Below are 13,722 nucleotides of genomic sequence, written 5' to 3'. Positions count from 1 at the left end.
GCAAGAGGGGGCCGCTCAAGCGTGTGGCGCTCCTAATTCAGGCAAGCTGACATAATGTGCATTATCGGGTACCCGATACGTCGCGGAGAGGGGCGACACGAGTCAGAGTTGCACAGGCGGCAGCGCAACGACCGTCACGGTCCAGGGCTGTTGGTTGTCGGTCGTCACCGCAACTGAGTAGCTGCCGTTGGCATCGATGTCCATCTCGTCTGTGTGGACTGCGTCATCTGAGTTTTCGCGACAGTCGTGAGAAGACTGTGCAACGTCGCCGATCGACACTGTCATGCGGCCAGAGCCGACACAATCTGAATACACTGCGATTCGTCCGGTGGTGGGGATAAATGGCGACACATCGATAGAGCTGCCGGCATTGGTGCTCGTCGCCAAGACAGCTTCGCCCTCAGCCTCGAATGCCAGCAATTCTGGAGTTTCTGACATAACGGAATCTCTAGCCGTGTTTGTGGGGCTCGGCGTGTGAACTCCGACTTCGACGCCTGACTCTGGGGCGCCGGTGCACCCGGTCAGCATCGCCACAATGGTGGCCGCAGCAGAAATAACGTAAAGCCAGCTGCGTACAGCGCTCATGACGCTCCCCCACCTGTACTCACGTCGTCATGACCCTAGAAACTCGGATTGCGGCTGCTAACGAACCTCGCCAGCGCCTCAGCAGCGGCTTCGTGATCGATAGCGTCAGGCTCCCCCGACATGGTCATTGTGCCGATAATGGCGCCGTCTACCCAGAGCGGAATCGAGCCACCGTGAGCCTTGTACATGTCGTGGTCGACATCCGTTCGTTCCTCAAACGGCGCACCGGCAGCGAGGTGACGCAGCTTGACCAAGAGCGAAGGTTCGCCGAAATGGTTTACAACTGCCGCTTTTCCCGCCAGCCAAGGGTCGTTATCTGCATTTGTCGACTTCAGTTTCGCCTTGAAGACAACGTCACCGCGGAGAACAATTTCTACAGCGAGGTTGAGATCCCATTCCTGAATGACCTGCACGGCAATCAGCCCCAGCGCCACAGCATCATCATTGGTGATGTTGTCGAACTCAATCTCGTTCAAGTACTCAACATCAGGCACCGAGTAGTGCGGCAGCGGACGGCTCATCAATTCATCTCCTGGAGTTGCGTTCGAATGACCCCGACAAGCTCGGCGGGTTCATAGCGATCGGAGGTGGCGGCCAACTCATCAATGGTCCACCACCGGTGCGCCAAAACGTCGACGCGTTCTTCGGCCGTCCATTGTTCTTGCGACGGCTCGAAGGTATCTGTGTGAGCGAGGTAGAACTCGGCGTGGCCGGTGTCGTGATCAGCGTCATTCCACTCCACCGCGAAGTCGTGCGACCACACGGGCGCACCGAGATCTTCAACAACAAGCCCGGTTTCTTCTTCGAGCTCGCGAACCGCGGCCTCATGATGAGACTCCCCCGGGTCCACGCCACCACCCGGCGTCAGCCAGCGCGCGACACCGCTTGTGTCCGGTGCTTTCGTCAGAAAGAGCAAAAAGCGTTGCTCCCGGTCGAACAGCAGCACTCGACTGGTGGCTCGGTTAAGCGGCATCCGCAGCTCGTTACTTGGTGAGAAAGTCTGAGACGTCGCCGACGTAGCGAGTGTTGTTCTCCGGCACAGGCTCAACGGCGGCTGCGGCAACCTCGGCGGCGAATTCGCTCACGTTGTACAGGCGGCCAGCAGCCTCTTTGCGAGCCTCGATCGCTCCAGGGTTGGCGCGCTGCAGCAGCGTCGCCGTGATGGTTCCCTCGATCATGTCGCCCGAGACAACGACGAAGCCAATGCCCTTAGCCTCAAGCTCGGGAATAAGTTCGCGGAGCGCATCTTCGCCAGCACGCTTGCTGAGAGCAACCGGAACGTACTCGGGCATCGTCTCAACGGTGCGGATGAAGTGCGCCTGGTGGCTTGTCACGAAAACGACGCGTGATCCTTCGTGCAACAGCGGCATCATGGTCTTCAAGAAATTGACTTGAGCGTCGCGGTTGAGCTGCATGGCGTAGTCCTCAGCCATGCCACCCTCCATGCCGCCGGAGGCATTGAGCACCAGAATCTCGAGCCCGCCGAACTCAGTTTTCACCGTCTCGAACAGAGCGGAAACAGTCTCGGGGTCAGTGAGGTCGGCGCCAATGGCAATCGCCGAACCGTCAGTCTCGTTGAGCTGAGCGACAAGCTTGAGGGCGCGAGCCTCTTTGTTGCGGTAGTTCACGGCAACGCGGGCGCCCGCTTCGGCGAAGTAGGCGGCCGTATCGGCGCCGATCCCCCGCGAAGAACCAGTGATGAGCGCGCGAGCGCCATCGAGCGAGTGGGCTGCCAGAGGATTCGAATTATCGCTGTTCACCCTACGACTTTAGCGGTCAATGCCGTGCTGTGCAGTGAGGTAAGTGCTAGCGTCGAGACTGAAGATTTGTCGAACCGCGCAACGATGAAGGGCGCCGGAACAATGCTTATTGATCTGACCCAGTACCTCTGGATTCTCTGGCTTGCCCTCGTCGTGTTGTTCATCGTGATCGAAGTCATGACTCTCGAATTCACGTTCCTCATGATCTCCGCGGGCACCCTCATCGGTGGGCTCGGCTCCAACCTTCTCGGCTGGCCGTGGTACATCCAGATTGCTCTCGCAGCAGCGATCTCTGGCCTTCTGATCTTCACTATCAGGCCGGTGTTGCTGATGAATCTTGAAAAGGGAGCCGACCCCGCAAAGAGCAACCTCGACGCTCTCCTTGAGCTCGGCGGTCGCGTTACCGGCCCCTTCGCTAATGGCATTGGCGAAGTGAAACTCGACAACGGCGAAACCTGGACTGCCCGCATTGGAGACAGCTCGCCACCGTCAGCGGTTCCCGTCGGCAAACGTGTTTCGGTCACCGATATCGAAGGTGCCATCGCCGTCATAGTCCTTGAATCTGCCAAACCCGGCTCCACTCAACCTCGTGCGACCAAAAAATCGCCGAGAAAGGAAGAAAAGTGACTGATCCCGCTGGCTTCATAGGCCAGATCTTTGTGATTATTCTGCTCGTCGTTCTGGCGATCTTCGTGATCGTCACGTTGTTCCGTGCAATCCGCATTGTTCCGCAGGCGCGTGCCGGAGTTGTCGAACGCCTGGGCAAGTACCGCAAGACTTTGCTGCCTGGCCTCAACATCCTTGTTCCTTTTATCGACCGGATGCTGCCCCTCATCGATCTGCGTGAACAGGTCGTCTCGTTCCCACCGCAGCCCGTTATCACCGAAGACAACCTCGTCGTCTCCATCGACACCGTCGTCTTCTTCCAAGTAACGGATGCCCGTGCCGCCACCTACGAGATCGGCAACTATCTCGGGGCTGTCGAACAGTTGACGACCACGACGCTGCGAAACGTCGTCGGTGGCCTCAACCTTGAACAGGCACTCACGAGCCGCGACAACATCAACTCGCAACTGCGCGTTGTTCTCGACGAAGCAACAGGCAAGTGGGGAATTCGCGTGGGCCGCGTCGAGCTCAAGGCCATTGACCCGCCCCTCTCGATTCAAGACTCGATGGAAAAGCAGATGCGTGCCGAGCGTGACCGCCGTGCGCAGATACTGACCGCCGAGGGCACCAAGCAGGCCGCAATTCTCGAAGCGGAAGGTTCGCGCCAAGCAGCGATCCTTGAGGCTGAGGGTGAAGCTAAGGCTGCTGTGCTCCGTGCTGATGGTGAAGCTGCTGCGATCAAGACTGTCTTCGCTGCGATTCATGAGGGCGACCCAGATCCGAAGTTGCTGGCGTACGAGTACCTCCAGACGCTGCCTAAGATTGCAGAAGGTGATTCCAACAAGATGTGGATTATCCCGTCTGAACTGACGGAAGCGCTCAAGGGCATTGGTGAAGGATTCTTTAGTGGCAAAGGACCAGTCGCGCGTTAGCGCCAGCTCGTCGTTCCTCTCCCCCGCACGTCCCCGTGTGCTTGCGCACCGGGGGCTTGCGGTGGAAGCACCCGAGAACACGCTCCTCGCGTTCGCGAAAGCTGTCGCGGCGGGTGCGCAATACATCGAGACGGATGTTCACGTCAGTCTCGACGGTGTAGCGGTGGTCGCTCACGACCCGAGTCTCACTCGCGTCGCCGGCCGGAACATCATGGTCGATCAGCTCACGATGACAGAGTTGCGGCGAATTGATCTGGGCGAGGGCCAAGGCTTCTGCTCGTTGGGAGAGGCTCTTGATGCCTTTCCGGAGACTCGCTTCAATATCGACGTCAAGAACAAAGGCGCTGTGCTTCCCACCGCGCGCGCGATCCGCGACATTCACGCGATTGATCGGGTGCTCGTGACCTCATTCGATGAAGCCCGCCGTGCCGCCACAGCCGAACAATTGCCAGGAGTGGCGAGTTCGGCATCCGCTCGACGTTTCATTCTGGCGCTACTCAGCGCCAAGACCGGAATTTCGCCCGCCGTTCGCCGTGCCCTCAGCGGACTGGTTGCCATCCAAGTACCCGAGAAGGCACTAGGGTTGCGTGTGACCACTCAGCGGATGATCGACCGCGTGCACACTCTCGGACTCGAGATGCACGTCTGGACGATCAATGAACCGCAGCGAATGCGTCACCTGCTTGACCTCGGTGTCGATGGAATCGTCACCGACCGAGCAGACCTCGCCCTCGAAGTTGTGAAATCGCGCGCCTGATCAAGGCAGCGCACACTCCATTTCTGGGCAGCGAAAATGTTGGCAAATGCTGACAAGTCGCTGTGAACAGTGCGCCCTTGGAAGCATACGTTCAGCAAGAGGGTTTATTACTTGTAGAAACCGCGAATTGAAGGAGGCCACACGATGGCAGATCGCAGCTTGCGCGGCATGAGACTTGGTACCCAGAGCTTACAGAGCGAAGAGGGTGTCGAGTTTTCCCCGCGGAAAAAGAGCGTATACAAGGCGGCCGACGGCACCACATTTGAAGTGATGTTTTCGTCTGACGCCGAAGTTCCCCAGCAGTGGCTTGACGCCAAGACGGGTCACGAAGGAACACTCCTCGATGACAACGGCGAGCTGGTAGAACTTGATGAGGTCGACGTGAAGGTTCCCCGTAGCCACTGGGACATGCTTCTCGAACGTCGCACCCGCCCCGAATTAGAAGAACTTCTCCAAGAGCGTCTCGACTTCTTGCGTGCCCGTCGCGGCCAGCAAAAGATCGGCGCCTAACTAACGACGTACTGTTTTCAGGGTCGCCGCTATTCCCCAGCCGGTGACCCTGAACAGTGCCTCTGCAACAATTCCTGCATGCATTTTTGATCGGCCTGTTGAGCGCTCAACGAATGTGATCGGATGCTCCGCCACTCGGTAGCCCGCACGTTCCAAGTTCCAAGCCATTTCTACTTGAAAGCAATAGCCCTGCGACGAGACGCCGTCGAGGCCTAGCTCTCGCAGCGCGCTCGCGCGAAACACTCTGAACCCTGCCGTGATGTCCCGGATGTCGGAGTGCAGCACCGTACGGGCGTAGGCGTTTCCCATTTGCGAGATGGTGTGCCGAAACCATGGCCAGTTCTTGACGGAACCGCCGGGTACCCAGCGGGAACCGATGACAAGATCGTTGCCTGCTTTGGCGAGAGCAATCATCGCCGGAAGGTCAGACGGGTCATGGGAACCATCGGCGTCTATCTCCGCGATGTAGTCATAACCGCGCTCAAGGGCCAGCGCAAAGCCGGCGAGGTAGGCCTTGCCGAGCCCCTCTTTCTTGGCGCGGTGCAGCACAGTGATGCCCGGATCGGCGGCGGCGAGTTCTTCAGCCCGCTCCCCCGTGCCATCGGGGCTGGAATCGTCGACCACCAGCACGTGGGCTCGTGGCACTGCTTGCCGGAGCCGACCAACGATCGAGGAGATGTTCTCGATCTCGTTATAGGTCGGGACGACCACGACGACGTTAGGCATTTTTTCTCCGACCGGCAACTGCTGCGACGATGAGTGCGCCGAGTCCAATTCCTGACACGAGCCACTCAAGCTCGCGACCCCAGACAACCGCCGGAGTGATGCTGGTGGAGAGCGGCACGTCTTCAACCATGGTGGCCGCCGTGTACCACGGCACTTCAGCAATTGTGGTTCCGTCGGGGGCGATGATGGCGCTCAACCCGACGGTCGAAATGTTCACGACACTACGGCCGAGTTCGAGTGCGCGAATGCGGGCCATCGCCAGCTGTTGGGCGCTCTCATCGGTGTGCCCGAAATCCGCGTTGTTGGAGGACGCGATGATGAGCTGAGCGCCCTCTTCGACGGACTCCGTAAGAATCTGGTCGTCGACGATGTCGAAACAGATGTTGACGCCGAGAGTGACACCATTTACATCGAAGACCATATCGGTACTGCCGATCGAATAGTCGCGCCCAATGAGTCCGATGAGATCGGGCGCAAACTGTTCCCAGATTTCGCGGTTGGGGACATATTCGCCAAAGGGAACGGGATGGCGCTTGTCGTAAATATCGACGACGCCCTCCCCCGGCATCCACAACAACTGACTGTTGTAGATGTTTCCGTCACGCTCGGTGATGTCGCCGGAAATCAGCGGTGCGTTGGCGTTATCGACGACGTAGTCGAAGGCTGCTGCCGCGTAACTATTGCTCAGCGGCGAGAGATCAGTGCCGCCCTCGGGCCACACCACGAGATCGAGGTCTTGGCCGTAGAGCGGCTCGGTGGCGGTGAGTTGCGCCTGAAGCAGATCACCGCGGTCGCGCTCGTCGAAATAGGCAGCTTTTCCGTTGCCCTGGACGGCCCCGACGCGGAGTGTTCCATCGAGAGTCGCGTGCCATGAGGGCGCGTTCACGAGGATCGCGAAAACAGCGACCGGCACGAAAGCAGTACGCAGCGCCCGTGAGACGTGTTGAGCGCGTGCATCCAAGGGAAGTTCGCGGTAGTGGCGCCAGGTGTATTCGGCAGCGGCAAGAGAAAGCGCGACAACAAGGACCATCACGAAACTGACGCCGGAGACGCCGAGCCACGGGAAGAGGGCTGCAAATGGGCTCTCCGACTGAGAGAGAGCCACGCGGCCCCAGGAGAAGCCCCCATAGGGCCACACGCTCATCCAGGCTTCGCGCGCCGTCCAGAGGCCCGAAACGACGACGGCGAGGCCCAACGTTGCTCCCCATCCCGCTCCAAACGCGAGCGGCAACCAGCGATAGGCCAACGTGATTGCGAGCCCGCCGAGTGCGACGAACAGCGACTCCAGAAACGAGAGTGCCAGCATCGGCACGGGGCCCAGAAAGAGAGATGCCCAAGAAATGTGCGTCAGGTAGAACGCGAAACCGCCAAGGAAGCCGACGAGAAACGCCCCACGGGAGCTCCGGCCGCGAAGGGCGATGAGCACGAGCGCGATGCCGACAAAGGTCATCGGCCAGACGCTCTTGTCGGGGAATCCTGCATCCAGAATAGGACCGGATGCCACGGCAACCACAATTGCAGCCCAGAAGGGCAGCACAGCAACGGGTTTATCGGGCATCACGCGTTCGAGCCTAAGCGACAGAACTGTAGGCGACGATTCCGCGACGGATGGCGTCGAGCGCCTTGCGCGCGGTCGGGCCGACATTGCCGTCAGCGACGACCGAGAGCTGGTCAAGAAGGTCGATGGTCTGCTTGGTGACGCGTACAAAGTCACCCGCAGCCATATCCGCTAGATCGAGAACGGAGTCAAGGTTGGATCCATTCGCCCAGCGGTACATAGCGAGCGCGAGCCCGGCCGCGAGCGGTTGGCTGCCAGGGAGGCGGTTGTCACGCTCGAGATCGTCGAGCTCTGCCCACAGCGTGGTCGTCTTATCGAACGCTTCACGGAAGGCACCACGCGGAAGGTAACGATCGCTGAGGTCACCTTCGTCGCGACGGGGCTCATATACCAGCGTCGTGGCCATGGCGGCCAAGGAGGGGGCGTCGAGGTCGTTCCAGAACCCGTGTCGCAGTGATTCGGCGACGAGGAGATCGCGTTCTCCATAGATGCGTCGCAGCGTGCGGCCGTAGGAGTTGATCGTCATCTCACCGTTGGCTCCCGGTTCGATATAGCCGAGCTTGGTCAACACATCAGTGACGCGGTCGAAGATCTTGGCTACCGCTCCTGTGCGGTTCTGAATCTGGCGAGTGAGCTGATCCGTTTCGCGCTTCAGGCGCCACCAGCGTTCGGCCCAGCGCGCATGAGATTCGCGCTCCGGACACGCATGACACTCGTGTTTGCGCATCTGGCGACGCAAGTCCGCGAGCTTGCGCTGACGACGTTCGCGCTCGGCGCGGTGGGCGGCATCGTTCTTGGGCTGCGACTTCTTTTCAAGATCATTGAGTTCGCGCCGGATGCGGGAGTACTCGCCAAAGTCGCCCAAGTGGCATTCCATTGACTTGGCGTAGCCGTCGAGCGAGTTCTTCTGTGAACGAACCTTGCGAGCCAAATCAACGACAGCGCGGTCGGCTTGGAATTGCGCGAAGCTCGATTCCAGAATCTCGCGAGTGTGTTCGCGACCGAACAGCTCGATGAGGTTCACTGCCATGTTGTAGGTCGGCTTGAAGCTCGAGTTCAACGGGTAAGTGCGGCGTGACGCGAGGGATGCCACAGCCTGCGGGTCTAGCCCGTCCACCCACTGGATGACCGAGTGACCCTCGATGTCGATACCGCGGCGGCCGGCACGACCAGTGAGCTGGGTGTACTCCCCCGGGGTAATCGGAACGCGAGCCTCACCATTGAACTTTTCAAGCTTTTCGAGCACAACGGTGCGGGCCGGCATATTGATACCGAGCGCGAGCGTCTCTGTCGCAAAAACAGCCTTGACAAGCTTCTTCTGGAAAAGTTCTTCGACAACCTCTTTGAAGGCGGGAAGAAGGCCAGCGTGATGGGCGGCAACGCCACGCTCGAGACCGCTGAGCCAATCCCAATAGCCGAGAACAGCCAGATCTTCATCGAGAAGCGTGCGGCAGCGAGCTTCCACGATCTCGCGAATCTCGTCACGCTCCTCGGACGTCGTCAGGCGAACGCCAGCGCGCAAAACTTGATTCACCGCCTGATCACAGCCCATGCGACTGAAAATGAAGAAAATGGCTGGCACAAGATTCTTTGACGACAGCATTGCGACGACATCCGCGCGATCCATGCGAGATCGTGCCGGGCGACCGCCACGAGAGTCGTGGCGACTGCTCTTTCGGCGATTGCCGACACTCTGGCTTCGACCACCGAAACGCGCCATCTGCGCGAGCTCTGGATTCACACGGTTCGTTGCGGCCAAGCCGGACGAATCGAAGAGGTCGATGAGCTTCGTGCCCACGAGCACATGCTGTTCCAAGGGCACTGGGCGGTCTTCTGAGACGATTACTTCCGTATCGCCCCGAACGGCCTGTAGCCAGTCGCCAAACTCCTCAGCGTTCGACACAGTCGCGCTCAGCGAGACCATGTGAACATCCTCGGGTAAATGGATGATCACTTCTTCCCACACAGCGCCGCGGAAGCGATCGCCGAGGAAGTGCACCTCATCCATCACGACCGTGCTGAGATTTTTGAGCAAGTCAGACTTGGCATACAGCATGTTGCGCAGCACTTCGGTGGTCATGACCACAATGCGCGCGCTGGCATTGACGTTTGTATCACCGGTGAGCAGGCCTACGTTCTCAGGACCGTACTCGGCGACGAGCTCTTGAAATTTTTGATTGCTAAGAGCCTTCATGGGCGCGGTATAAAACACCTTCGGCCCATCGAGTTGCATGGCCCGGTAGATAGCGAACTCAGCAATTATCGTCTTACCAGCACCGGTGGGTGCCGCGACGAGAACGCTCTTATCGTCTTCGACAACCTGGCAGGCAGAGATCTGGAAATCGTCGAGATCAAAACGCTGGCCGGCGCGAAAAGCTTCGAGCACCGGGTAGCCCCGACGCTTCTTTGCCGCGGCGTACCGTTCGGCGGGAGACAGTTCAGTCATTGACTACAGCCTAAACGGTGATTGCTTAGCCCTCTGCTCGCAACTCGGCGTCGACGGCGGCAGCTTTCTTGGCCGCACGCCGATCATGGAGCCACGCGATCAACGCGGCGATGAAGTAAAGAATGATCATCGGAATGGCAAGCAGGAACATTGAGATGACGTCTGCTGCAGGGGTTGCGATGGCCGTGAAGATGCAGATCGTCAAAATGGCGACGCGCCAGCCCTTGAGAATTGCACTCGCTGACAGCACCCCGACCAGATTAAGGAGCACGACGAAAACGGGAAGCACGAAAGCGATGCCGACCGAAAGCAGCAGCTTCACGATGAAGTCGTAGTAGTACTTCGCGTTCAGATTAGAGAGATCTTGATCGCCTGCGAAGCCCAACATGAGAGTGATGATGTTGGGCATGACGTACCAACCGGCGGCACAGCCCGCGAGAAATAGCGGAATAGCGGTTGCTAAGAAACCGATCGCGTACTGCTTTTCTTTGCGTACGAGGCCGGGAACCAAAAATGCCCAGACTTGGTATAGCCACACCGGGCTTGCAGCAACGATCGCCACTGTAAACGCGATCTGCATACGGATATCGAATGCTTGAGTGACCGCGTCGTAGTTCAGGGCAGCACCGCGACCGGTTGAATCGGCGATGTTGGTGATCGGCGCGCGCAAGGCGTCGATAAAGAAATTCGCAAAGATGAATCCGGCAATAGCGGTCACGAGGATCGCGATCGCGGAAATGAACAACCGCTTCTTGAGCTCTATGAGGTGCGCGCCGAGTGACATCCGTTCTTCACTCTTGGAACGCCACCTCTCGGCGCGAACTGCCATAGGGGTTAGGGCTTAGGTGGAGTGTCGCTGTTCGAATCCGCCGAAGTGTCGGCTGGAGAGTCGGAACTGTTCTCGTCCTTCATTGTCTTGACCTCGCTGCGGAAGATACGCATTGACTGGCCGAGACTGCGCGCAAGCCCAGGAAGTTTCGGTGCACCGAAGAGCAAGAGGATGACGACCAAGAGGATAACGAGGTGCCAACCGCTGAGATTGCCGAGCATGGAGAACTTCCTTAAGAATCGAAGGCTGCGTGGGCTAATCATACCTAGATTCGCCTAGATACGCTGAACAAGGAACAGTTAGTGGGCTGAGAAATCGCGGGGTGCAAACTCGACCGGAAACCACCGCTGAGGCTGCTTGCCAAAGCCCACGAGCACATATTCTGAGCGACTGCGATGCTGAGGGTGGTAGAGCACAACCGCCGGTTTTGCGAGTAGTTGGGCATCGCCTGCGCTCACCAAGGACTTCACGGCAACGCGCTCGGTTCCCGCGTTGTCGGTGTAGCGCACGGCAATGCGGGGAGCTCGCCGCCCGCGTCGATACTCGCTACTGATACCCGCTGTCTGCGCGCCGGCCGTAAGCAAATAGGCCCGGATAGTTCTGCGTCTCAACCAAGTGGCGAACCAGAGCAATGCGACCAGAATGAAGCCGACAGCGAAAACCCACCCCACCTACGACCACTCCTGAGGCCACTGCATCGCAGAAGCGTCGCGTGCGGTGATCGTCTTGCCCCGCGCGATTCGGCGTTCATGCCGTGCGAGTTTCAGCTCAGAGCGATGGCGTTTCTGCGCTTCGTGGCGATCGCGAATCTCTGCCATCTCGGTGAGGATCGCGATCTGGGGCTTAGTGAGTTTTGCCGCCTCGACATCGAGCATTGACGTCTTGTCGACGACGTCCGAAAGATCCTTCATGAGCACCATTGCCTTGCGGAACAGCACCCAGGCGATAACGCCAAGCATGACGATCAGGATGAGTACAAGACCCACCCAAATGAGCACCCAACCCCACCATGCAATCATCACAACACCTGTCGTGGTTCTGCGTAAAGATCGGCGCCGGCTTGTGCCCAGCAGGCCACTGCGCGGCGTGCTTCGTCGGGAGCCACGACAGTCACGACTCCGGGAAGCCCCGCGATCAGTCGCTTGAGGCCGTGAAAATGAGGAACACGGACCACGGTGCGAACGCGATCATCCGCGGGAACAAGAATCGCGTGTTCGGGTACATAGTCGCCCAGCAAGCCGATGGCGCTCCGAGCCACCTCAACGGTGACCTCGATATCCTCGGCGGAGGCGTCGAACAGTGTTTCTGGCAGGTTCACGTCACCAGCGGTGTGCGTGATGGCCTCTGTTGTCATGGCCGGGTGGGAAATGCGGTCCATGCGGAACGTGCGCACATCCTCGCGTGAATGGCACCAGCCGCGCACGTACCAGTCCGCATCCACCGACTCAACCCGGAGCGGGTCAATCCGGCGACGTTCAGACTCGCCTCGTGAGTTGCGATAGTCGAACTCGATTTGGGTTCCCGCCGCAACTGACTCGCGGATGAGGGCAAGCGTCTCATCGAGAGCGTTCGACTCCACCGCGACAGCCGTTGGTTGCGCAGACGCGCCCCGTGACAGCTTCGAGGTAAGAGTCGCGATAGCTGCACGGTCAGCATGCTCAGGCAGGCTCGAGAGGTATTGCAAACCCGCGATAAGGGCAGAAGCTTCGCGCGCAGAAAAACGCGGTGTGTCATCGATGGCGACGAGGTGGGTTAACACGATTTGATCGTTGTCTTCGAAGTCATCCCATGCGATATCGAAAAGATCGCCCGCCTGATACGTGGCGGTATCTCCAGGGATACCCGAGACGGCGATGAGCCGCACAGCGTCGCGAATCTGTTGCTCGGGCACGCCAAAGTGATGGGCGGTCTCGGCGACGCTGACGCGGTCACGGTCCATGAGGTACGGCACGAGAGCGAGCAAAAAGACCAGCTTGTCTTGAGCGCGCAGCGGTGGGATCTTCTTAGCCATGGTCTGCCACCGTTCTCGTGAGTCGCTCGATCACTGCGGACCGCAGATGGGGCGGAGACACCGCCACGACCTCCGGGCCAAAACTCGCGAGTTCGTCAGCCATGATGTTGACGTCAGTGAAGTTGACCTCGAGCATGCAATCCGGATGCATTACTGCTCCGCGTCGCTTACCCAGACGCGTTGCAGCGTCGGTGCCGGGTTCCACCCGCAACATCGCGACGTTGGATTGCCAGACCTTCTCAAGCCCTGACAAGGCTTGAGCGGCAGCATCATCCGTGACGTAGTCAAAAGTTTTTTTAGTGCGCTGGATGTCGCTCACAATGCGTCGCAACAGGAAAGTCTTGAACTGTTCCGTGTGCGGGTCTTTGGCGTACAGGTGCCAGCGGCCCTGGTGTTGCACGAGCGCAAGCGGTGCCACCAGTCGAGTGGTGGAGGACTGCTCCCCCGGCTTCAAATATTCGAAGCTGACCAGCACGCGACGATCCATTGCTTCGCGCAGTGGCTCAAATGATTCGTCGCGCACCCGCAACTGTGGCGCGTAGCTGAGAACAGGTTCCGCCGTTTCGATGCCCAAGGACCGGAGTTTGACCATGGCGCGACGCGAACCCTCAGAGAGGGAACCCTCTCGCCACACCATTGCGGCGAGACCGAGCAAAGTTGACTCCTCCGCCGAAAACTTGATGTCTTCGGGAAGTTCGTAATCGACTCGAGGGATGCGGTAGCGAAGATTCTGATTATTACCCGCCTGCTCGGGAGGCTCGATGGTTTCGAGCGGAACCCCGAGCTCGCGAATGTCGTCCTTATCGCGCTCAAACTGGCGCTCAAGGTTCGCGTTATCCCCCGAGTGTACGAAGCGTTGGCGATAGCCCTGCACCGTCGACAGGATCTCACTCTTTGTGAGCCCATTTTCAGTGGAGAGCAACGCCAAAACGAGGCTAAAGAGCCGTTCTTCGTTGGGAACTTTCGGTGTTGGCACGAGTCAAATCCTATGTCTCTGACACC

17 protein-coding genes are annotated in these 13,722 nt (G+C 59.1%); 4 read left to right on the top strand and 13 right to left on the bottom strand.

Annotation, left to right across the window (positions count from 1 at the left end):
* Positions 1 to 102: 102 nt before the first annotated feature.
* The 4 genes from I6E60_RS08930 to I6E60_RS08915 are packed head-to-tail and all read right to left on the bottom strand — an operon-like array spanning position 103 to position 2,345.
* A complete protein-coding gene (locus tag I6E60_RS08930; protein WP_197179769.1) occupies positions 103 to 585 on the bottom strand; it encodes a hypothetical protein in 483 nt (160 codons plus the stop codon).
* Positions 586 to 620: 35 nt separating this feature from the next.
* Positions 621 to 1,106: a heme-binding protein gene (locus I6E60_RS08925; RefSeq protein ID WP_197179768.1), complete on the bottom strand. Its 486-nt coding sequence runs from the start codon at positions 1,104 to 1,106 to the stop codon at positions 621 to 623.
* Positions 1,106 to 1,558 carry an NUDIX hydrolase gene (locus tag I6E60_RS08920; RefSeq protein ID WP_197124814.1) on the bottom strand — a complete coding sequence of 151 codons (453 nt, stop codon included), beginning with the start codon at positions 1,556 to 1,558 and terminating at the stop codon, positions 1,106 to 1,108. The genes I6E60_RS08925 and I6E60_RS08920 overlap by 1 nt, the downstream gene beginning before the upstream one ends.
* 10 nt (positions 1,559 to 1,568) lie before the next feature.
* Positions 1,569 to 2,345 (bottom strand): SDR family oxidoreductase, encoded by a 777-nt coding sequence (locus I6E60_RS08915; RefSeq protein WP_197124812.1) that lies wholly within the window; start codon positions 2,343 to 2,345, stop codon positions 1,569 to 1,571.
* Between the two features lie 66 nt (positions 2,346 to 2,411).
* Between I6E60_RS08915 and I6E60_RS08910 the strand changes: the two genes are divergently transcribed.
* The 4 genes from I6E60_RS08910 to I6E60_RS08895 all read left to right on the top strand — a co-directional run bounded on the left by I6E60_RS08910 (position 2,412) and on the right by I6E60_RS08895 (position 5,150).
* On the top strand, positions 2,412 to 2,972 hold the full coding sequence (locus tag I6E60_RS08910; protein ID WP_231601176.1) for an NfeD family protein: 561 nt from the start codon (positions 2,412 to 2,414) through the stop codon (positions 2,970 to 2,972).
* A complete protein-coding gene (locus I6E60_RS08905) occupies positions 2,969 to 3,883 on the top strand; it encodes an SPFH domain-containing protein (protein WP_197105581.1) in 915 nt (304 codons plus the stop codon). Before I6E60_RS08910 ends, I6E60_RS08905 begins: the two co-directional genes overlap by 4 nt.
* Positions 3,858 to 4,640 (top strand): glycerophosphodiester phosphodiesterase family protein, encoded by a 783-nt coding sequence (locus I6E60_RS08900; RefSeq protein WP_197179766.1) that lies wholly within the window; start codon positions 3,858 to 3,860, stop codon positions 4,638 to 4,640. Before I6E60_RS08905 ends, I6E60_RS08900 begins: the two co-directional genes overlap by 26 nt.
* A gap of 144 nt (positions 4,641 to 4,784) precedes the next feature.
* Complete coding sequence (locus I6E60_RS08895) at positions 4,785 to 5,150, top strand: RNA polymerase-binding protein RbpA (RefSeq protein WP_197105583.1); 366 nt, start codon at positions 4,785 to 4,787, stop codon at positions 5,148 to 5,150.
* Here the strand turns inward: I6E60_RS08895 and I6E60_RS08890 are convergent, their stop codons facing one another.
* From I6E60_RS08890 to I6E60_RS08850, 9 genes are all read right to left on the bottom strand, one after another.
* Entirely contained in the window at positions 5,151 to 5,876 is a 726-nt protein-coding gene (locus I6E60_RS08890; protein ID WP_197124808.1) for a polyprenol monophosphomannose synthase, read from the bottom strand.
* Positions 5,869 to 7,434 (bottom strand): apolipoprotein N-acyltransferase, encoded by a 1,566-nt coding sequence (gene lnt, locus I6E60_RS08885; RefSeq protein ID WP_197179765.1) that lies wholly within the window; start codon positions 7,432 to 7,434, stop codon positions 5,869 to 5,871. Before lnt ends, I6E60_RS08890 begins: the two co-directional genes overlap by 8 nt.
* Positions 7,435 to 7,447: 13 nt before the next feature.
* Positions 7,448 to 9,880, bottom strand: coding sequence for an RNA helicase (locus I6E60_RS08880; protein ID WP_197124805.1), 2,433 nt, complete (start codon positions 9,878 to 9,880; stop codon positions 7,448 to 7,450).
* Positions 9,881 to 9,905: 25 nt separating this feature from the next.
* Positions 9,906 to 10,664, bottom strand: a complete 759-nt coding sequence (tatC, locus tag I6E60_RS08875; RefSeq protein ID WP_197124803.1) for a twin-arginine translocase subunit TatC — start codon at positions 10,662 to 10,664, stop codon at positions 9,906 to 9,908.
* Positions 10,665 to 10,714: 50 nt separating this feature from the next.
* Positions 10,715 to 10,930 (bottom strand): Sec-independent protein translocase subunit TatA, encoded by a 216-nt coding sequence (gene tatA / locus I6E60_RS08870; RefSeq protein WP_197124801.1) that lies wholly within the window; start codon positions 10,928 to 10,930, stop codon positions 10,715 to 10,717.
* A 78-nt stretch (positions 10,931 to 11,008) separates the two neighbouring features.
* Positions 11,009 to 11,380 (bottom strand): hypothetical protein, encoded by a 372-nt coding sequence (locus I6E60_RS08865; protein ID WP_197124799.1) that lies wholly within the window; start codon positions 11,378 to 11,380, stop codon positions 11,009 to 11,011.
* Positions 11,381 to 11,728, bottom strand: coding sequence for a hypothetical protein (locus I6E60_RS08860; protein ID WP_197179763.1), 348 nt, complete (start codon positions 11,726 to 11,728; stop codon positions 11,381 to 11,383).
* Positions 11,728 to 12,720, bottom strand: coding sequence for a YafY family protein (locus I6E60_RS08855; RefSeq protein WP_197179761.1), 993 nt, complete (start codon positions 12,718 to 12,720; stop codon positions 11,728 to 11,730). Before I6E60_RS08855 ends, I6E60_RS08860 begins: the two co-directional genes overlap by 1 nt.
* Positions 12,713 to 13,696 (bottom strand): YafY family protein, encoded by a 984-nt coding sequence (locus tag I6E60_RS08850; RefSeq protein ID WP_197179759.1) that lies wholly within the window; start codon positions 13,694 to 13,696, stop codon positions 12,713 to 12,715. Before I6E60_RS08850 ends, I6E60_RS08855 begins: the two co-directional genes overlap by 8 nt.
* Positions 13,697 to 13,722 lie beyond the last annotated feature (26 nt).

This window comes from Salinibacterium sp. SWN167, assembly GCF_015864665.1.
Taxonomy (GTDB): domain Bacteria; phylum Actinomycetota; class Actinomycetes; order Actinomycetales; family Microbacteriaceae; genus Rhodoglobus.
The sequence above is the reverse complement of the archived record's forward strand: the minus strand, read 5'-3'. Positions and strand labels throughout refer to the sequence as shown.

Bases quoted from the DNA above. Each gene is read 5' to 3' on its own strand.
- tatA (WP_197124801.1), bottom strand. From the start codon at position 10,930: ATGCTCGGCAATCTCAGCGGTTGGCACCTCGTTATCCTCTTGGTCGTC.
- tatC (WP_197124803.1), bottom strand. From the start codon at position 10,664: ATGTCACTCGGCGCGCACCTCATAGAGCTCAAGAAGCGGTTGTTCATT.
- I6E60_RS08930 (WP_197179769.1), bottom strand. From the start codon at position 585: ATGAGCGCTGTACGCAGCTGGCTTTACGTTATTTCTGCTGCGGCCACC.
- I6E60_RS08895 (WP_197105583.1), top strand. From the start codon at position 4,785: ATGGCAGATCGCAGCTTGCGCGGCATGAGACTTGGTACCCAGAGCTTA.
- I6E60_RS08880 (WP_197124805.1), bottom strand. From the start codon at position 9,880: ATGACTGAACTGTCTCCCGCCGAACGGTACGCCGCGGCAAAGAAGCGT.
- I6E60_RS08925 (WP_197179768.1), bottom strand. From the start codon at position 1,106: ATGAGCCGTCCGCTGCCGCACTACTCGGTGCCTGATGTTGAGTACTTG.
- lnt (WP_197179765.1), bottom strand. From the start codon at position 7,434: ATGCCCGATAAACCCGTTGCTGTGCTGCCCTTCTGGGCTGCAATTGTG.
- I6E60_RS08860 (WP_197179763.1), bottom strand. From the start codon at position 11,728: ATGATTGCATGGTGGGGTTGGGTGCTCATTTGGGTGGGTCTTGTACTC.
- I6E60_RS08890 (WP_197124808.1), bottom strand. From the start codon at position 5,876: ATGCCTAACGTCGTCGTGGTCGTCCCGACCTATAACGAGATCGAGAAC.
- I6E60_RS08855 (WP_197179761.1), bottom strand. From the start codon at position 12,720: ATGGCTAAGAAGATCCCACCGCTGCGCGCTCAAGACAAGCTGGTCTTT.
- I6E60_RS08920 (WP_197124814.1), bottom strand. From the start codon at position 1,558: ATGCCGCTTAACCGAGCCACCAGTCGAGTGCTGCTGTTCGACCGGGAG.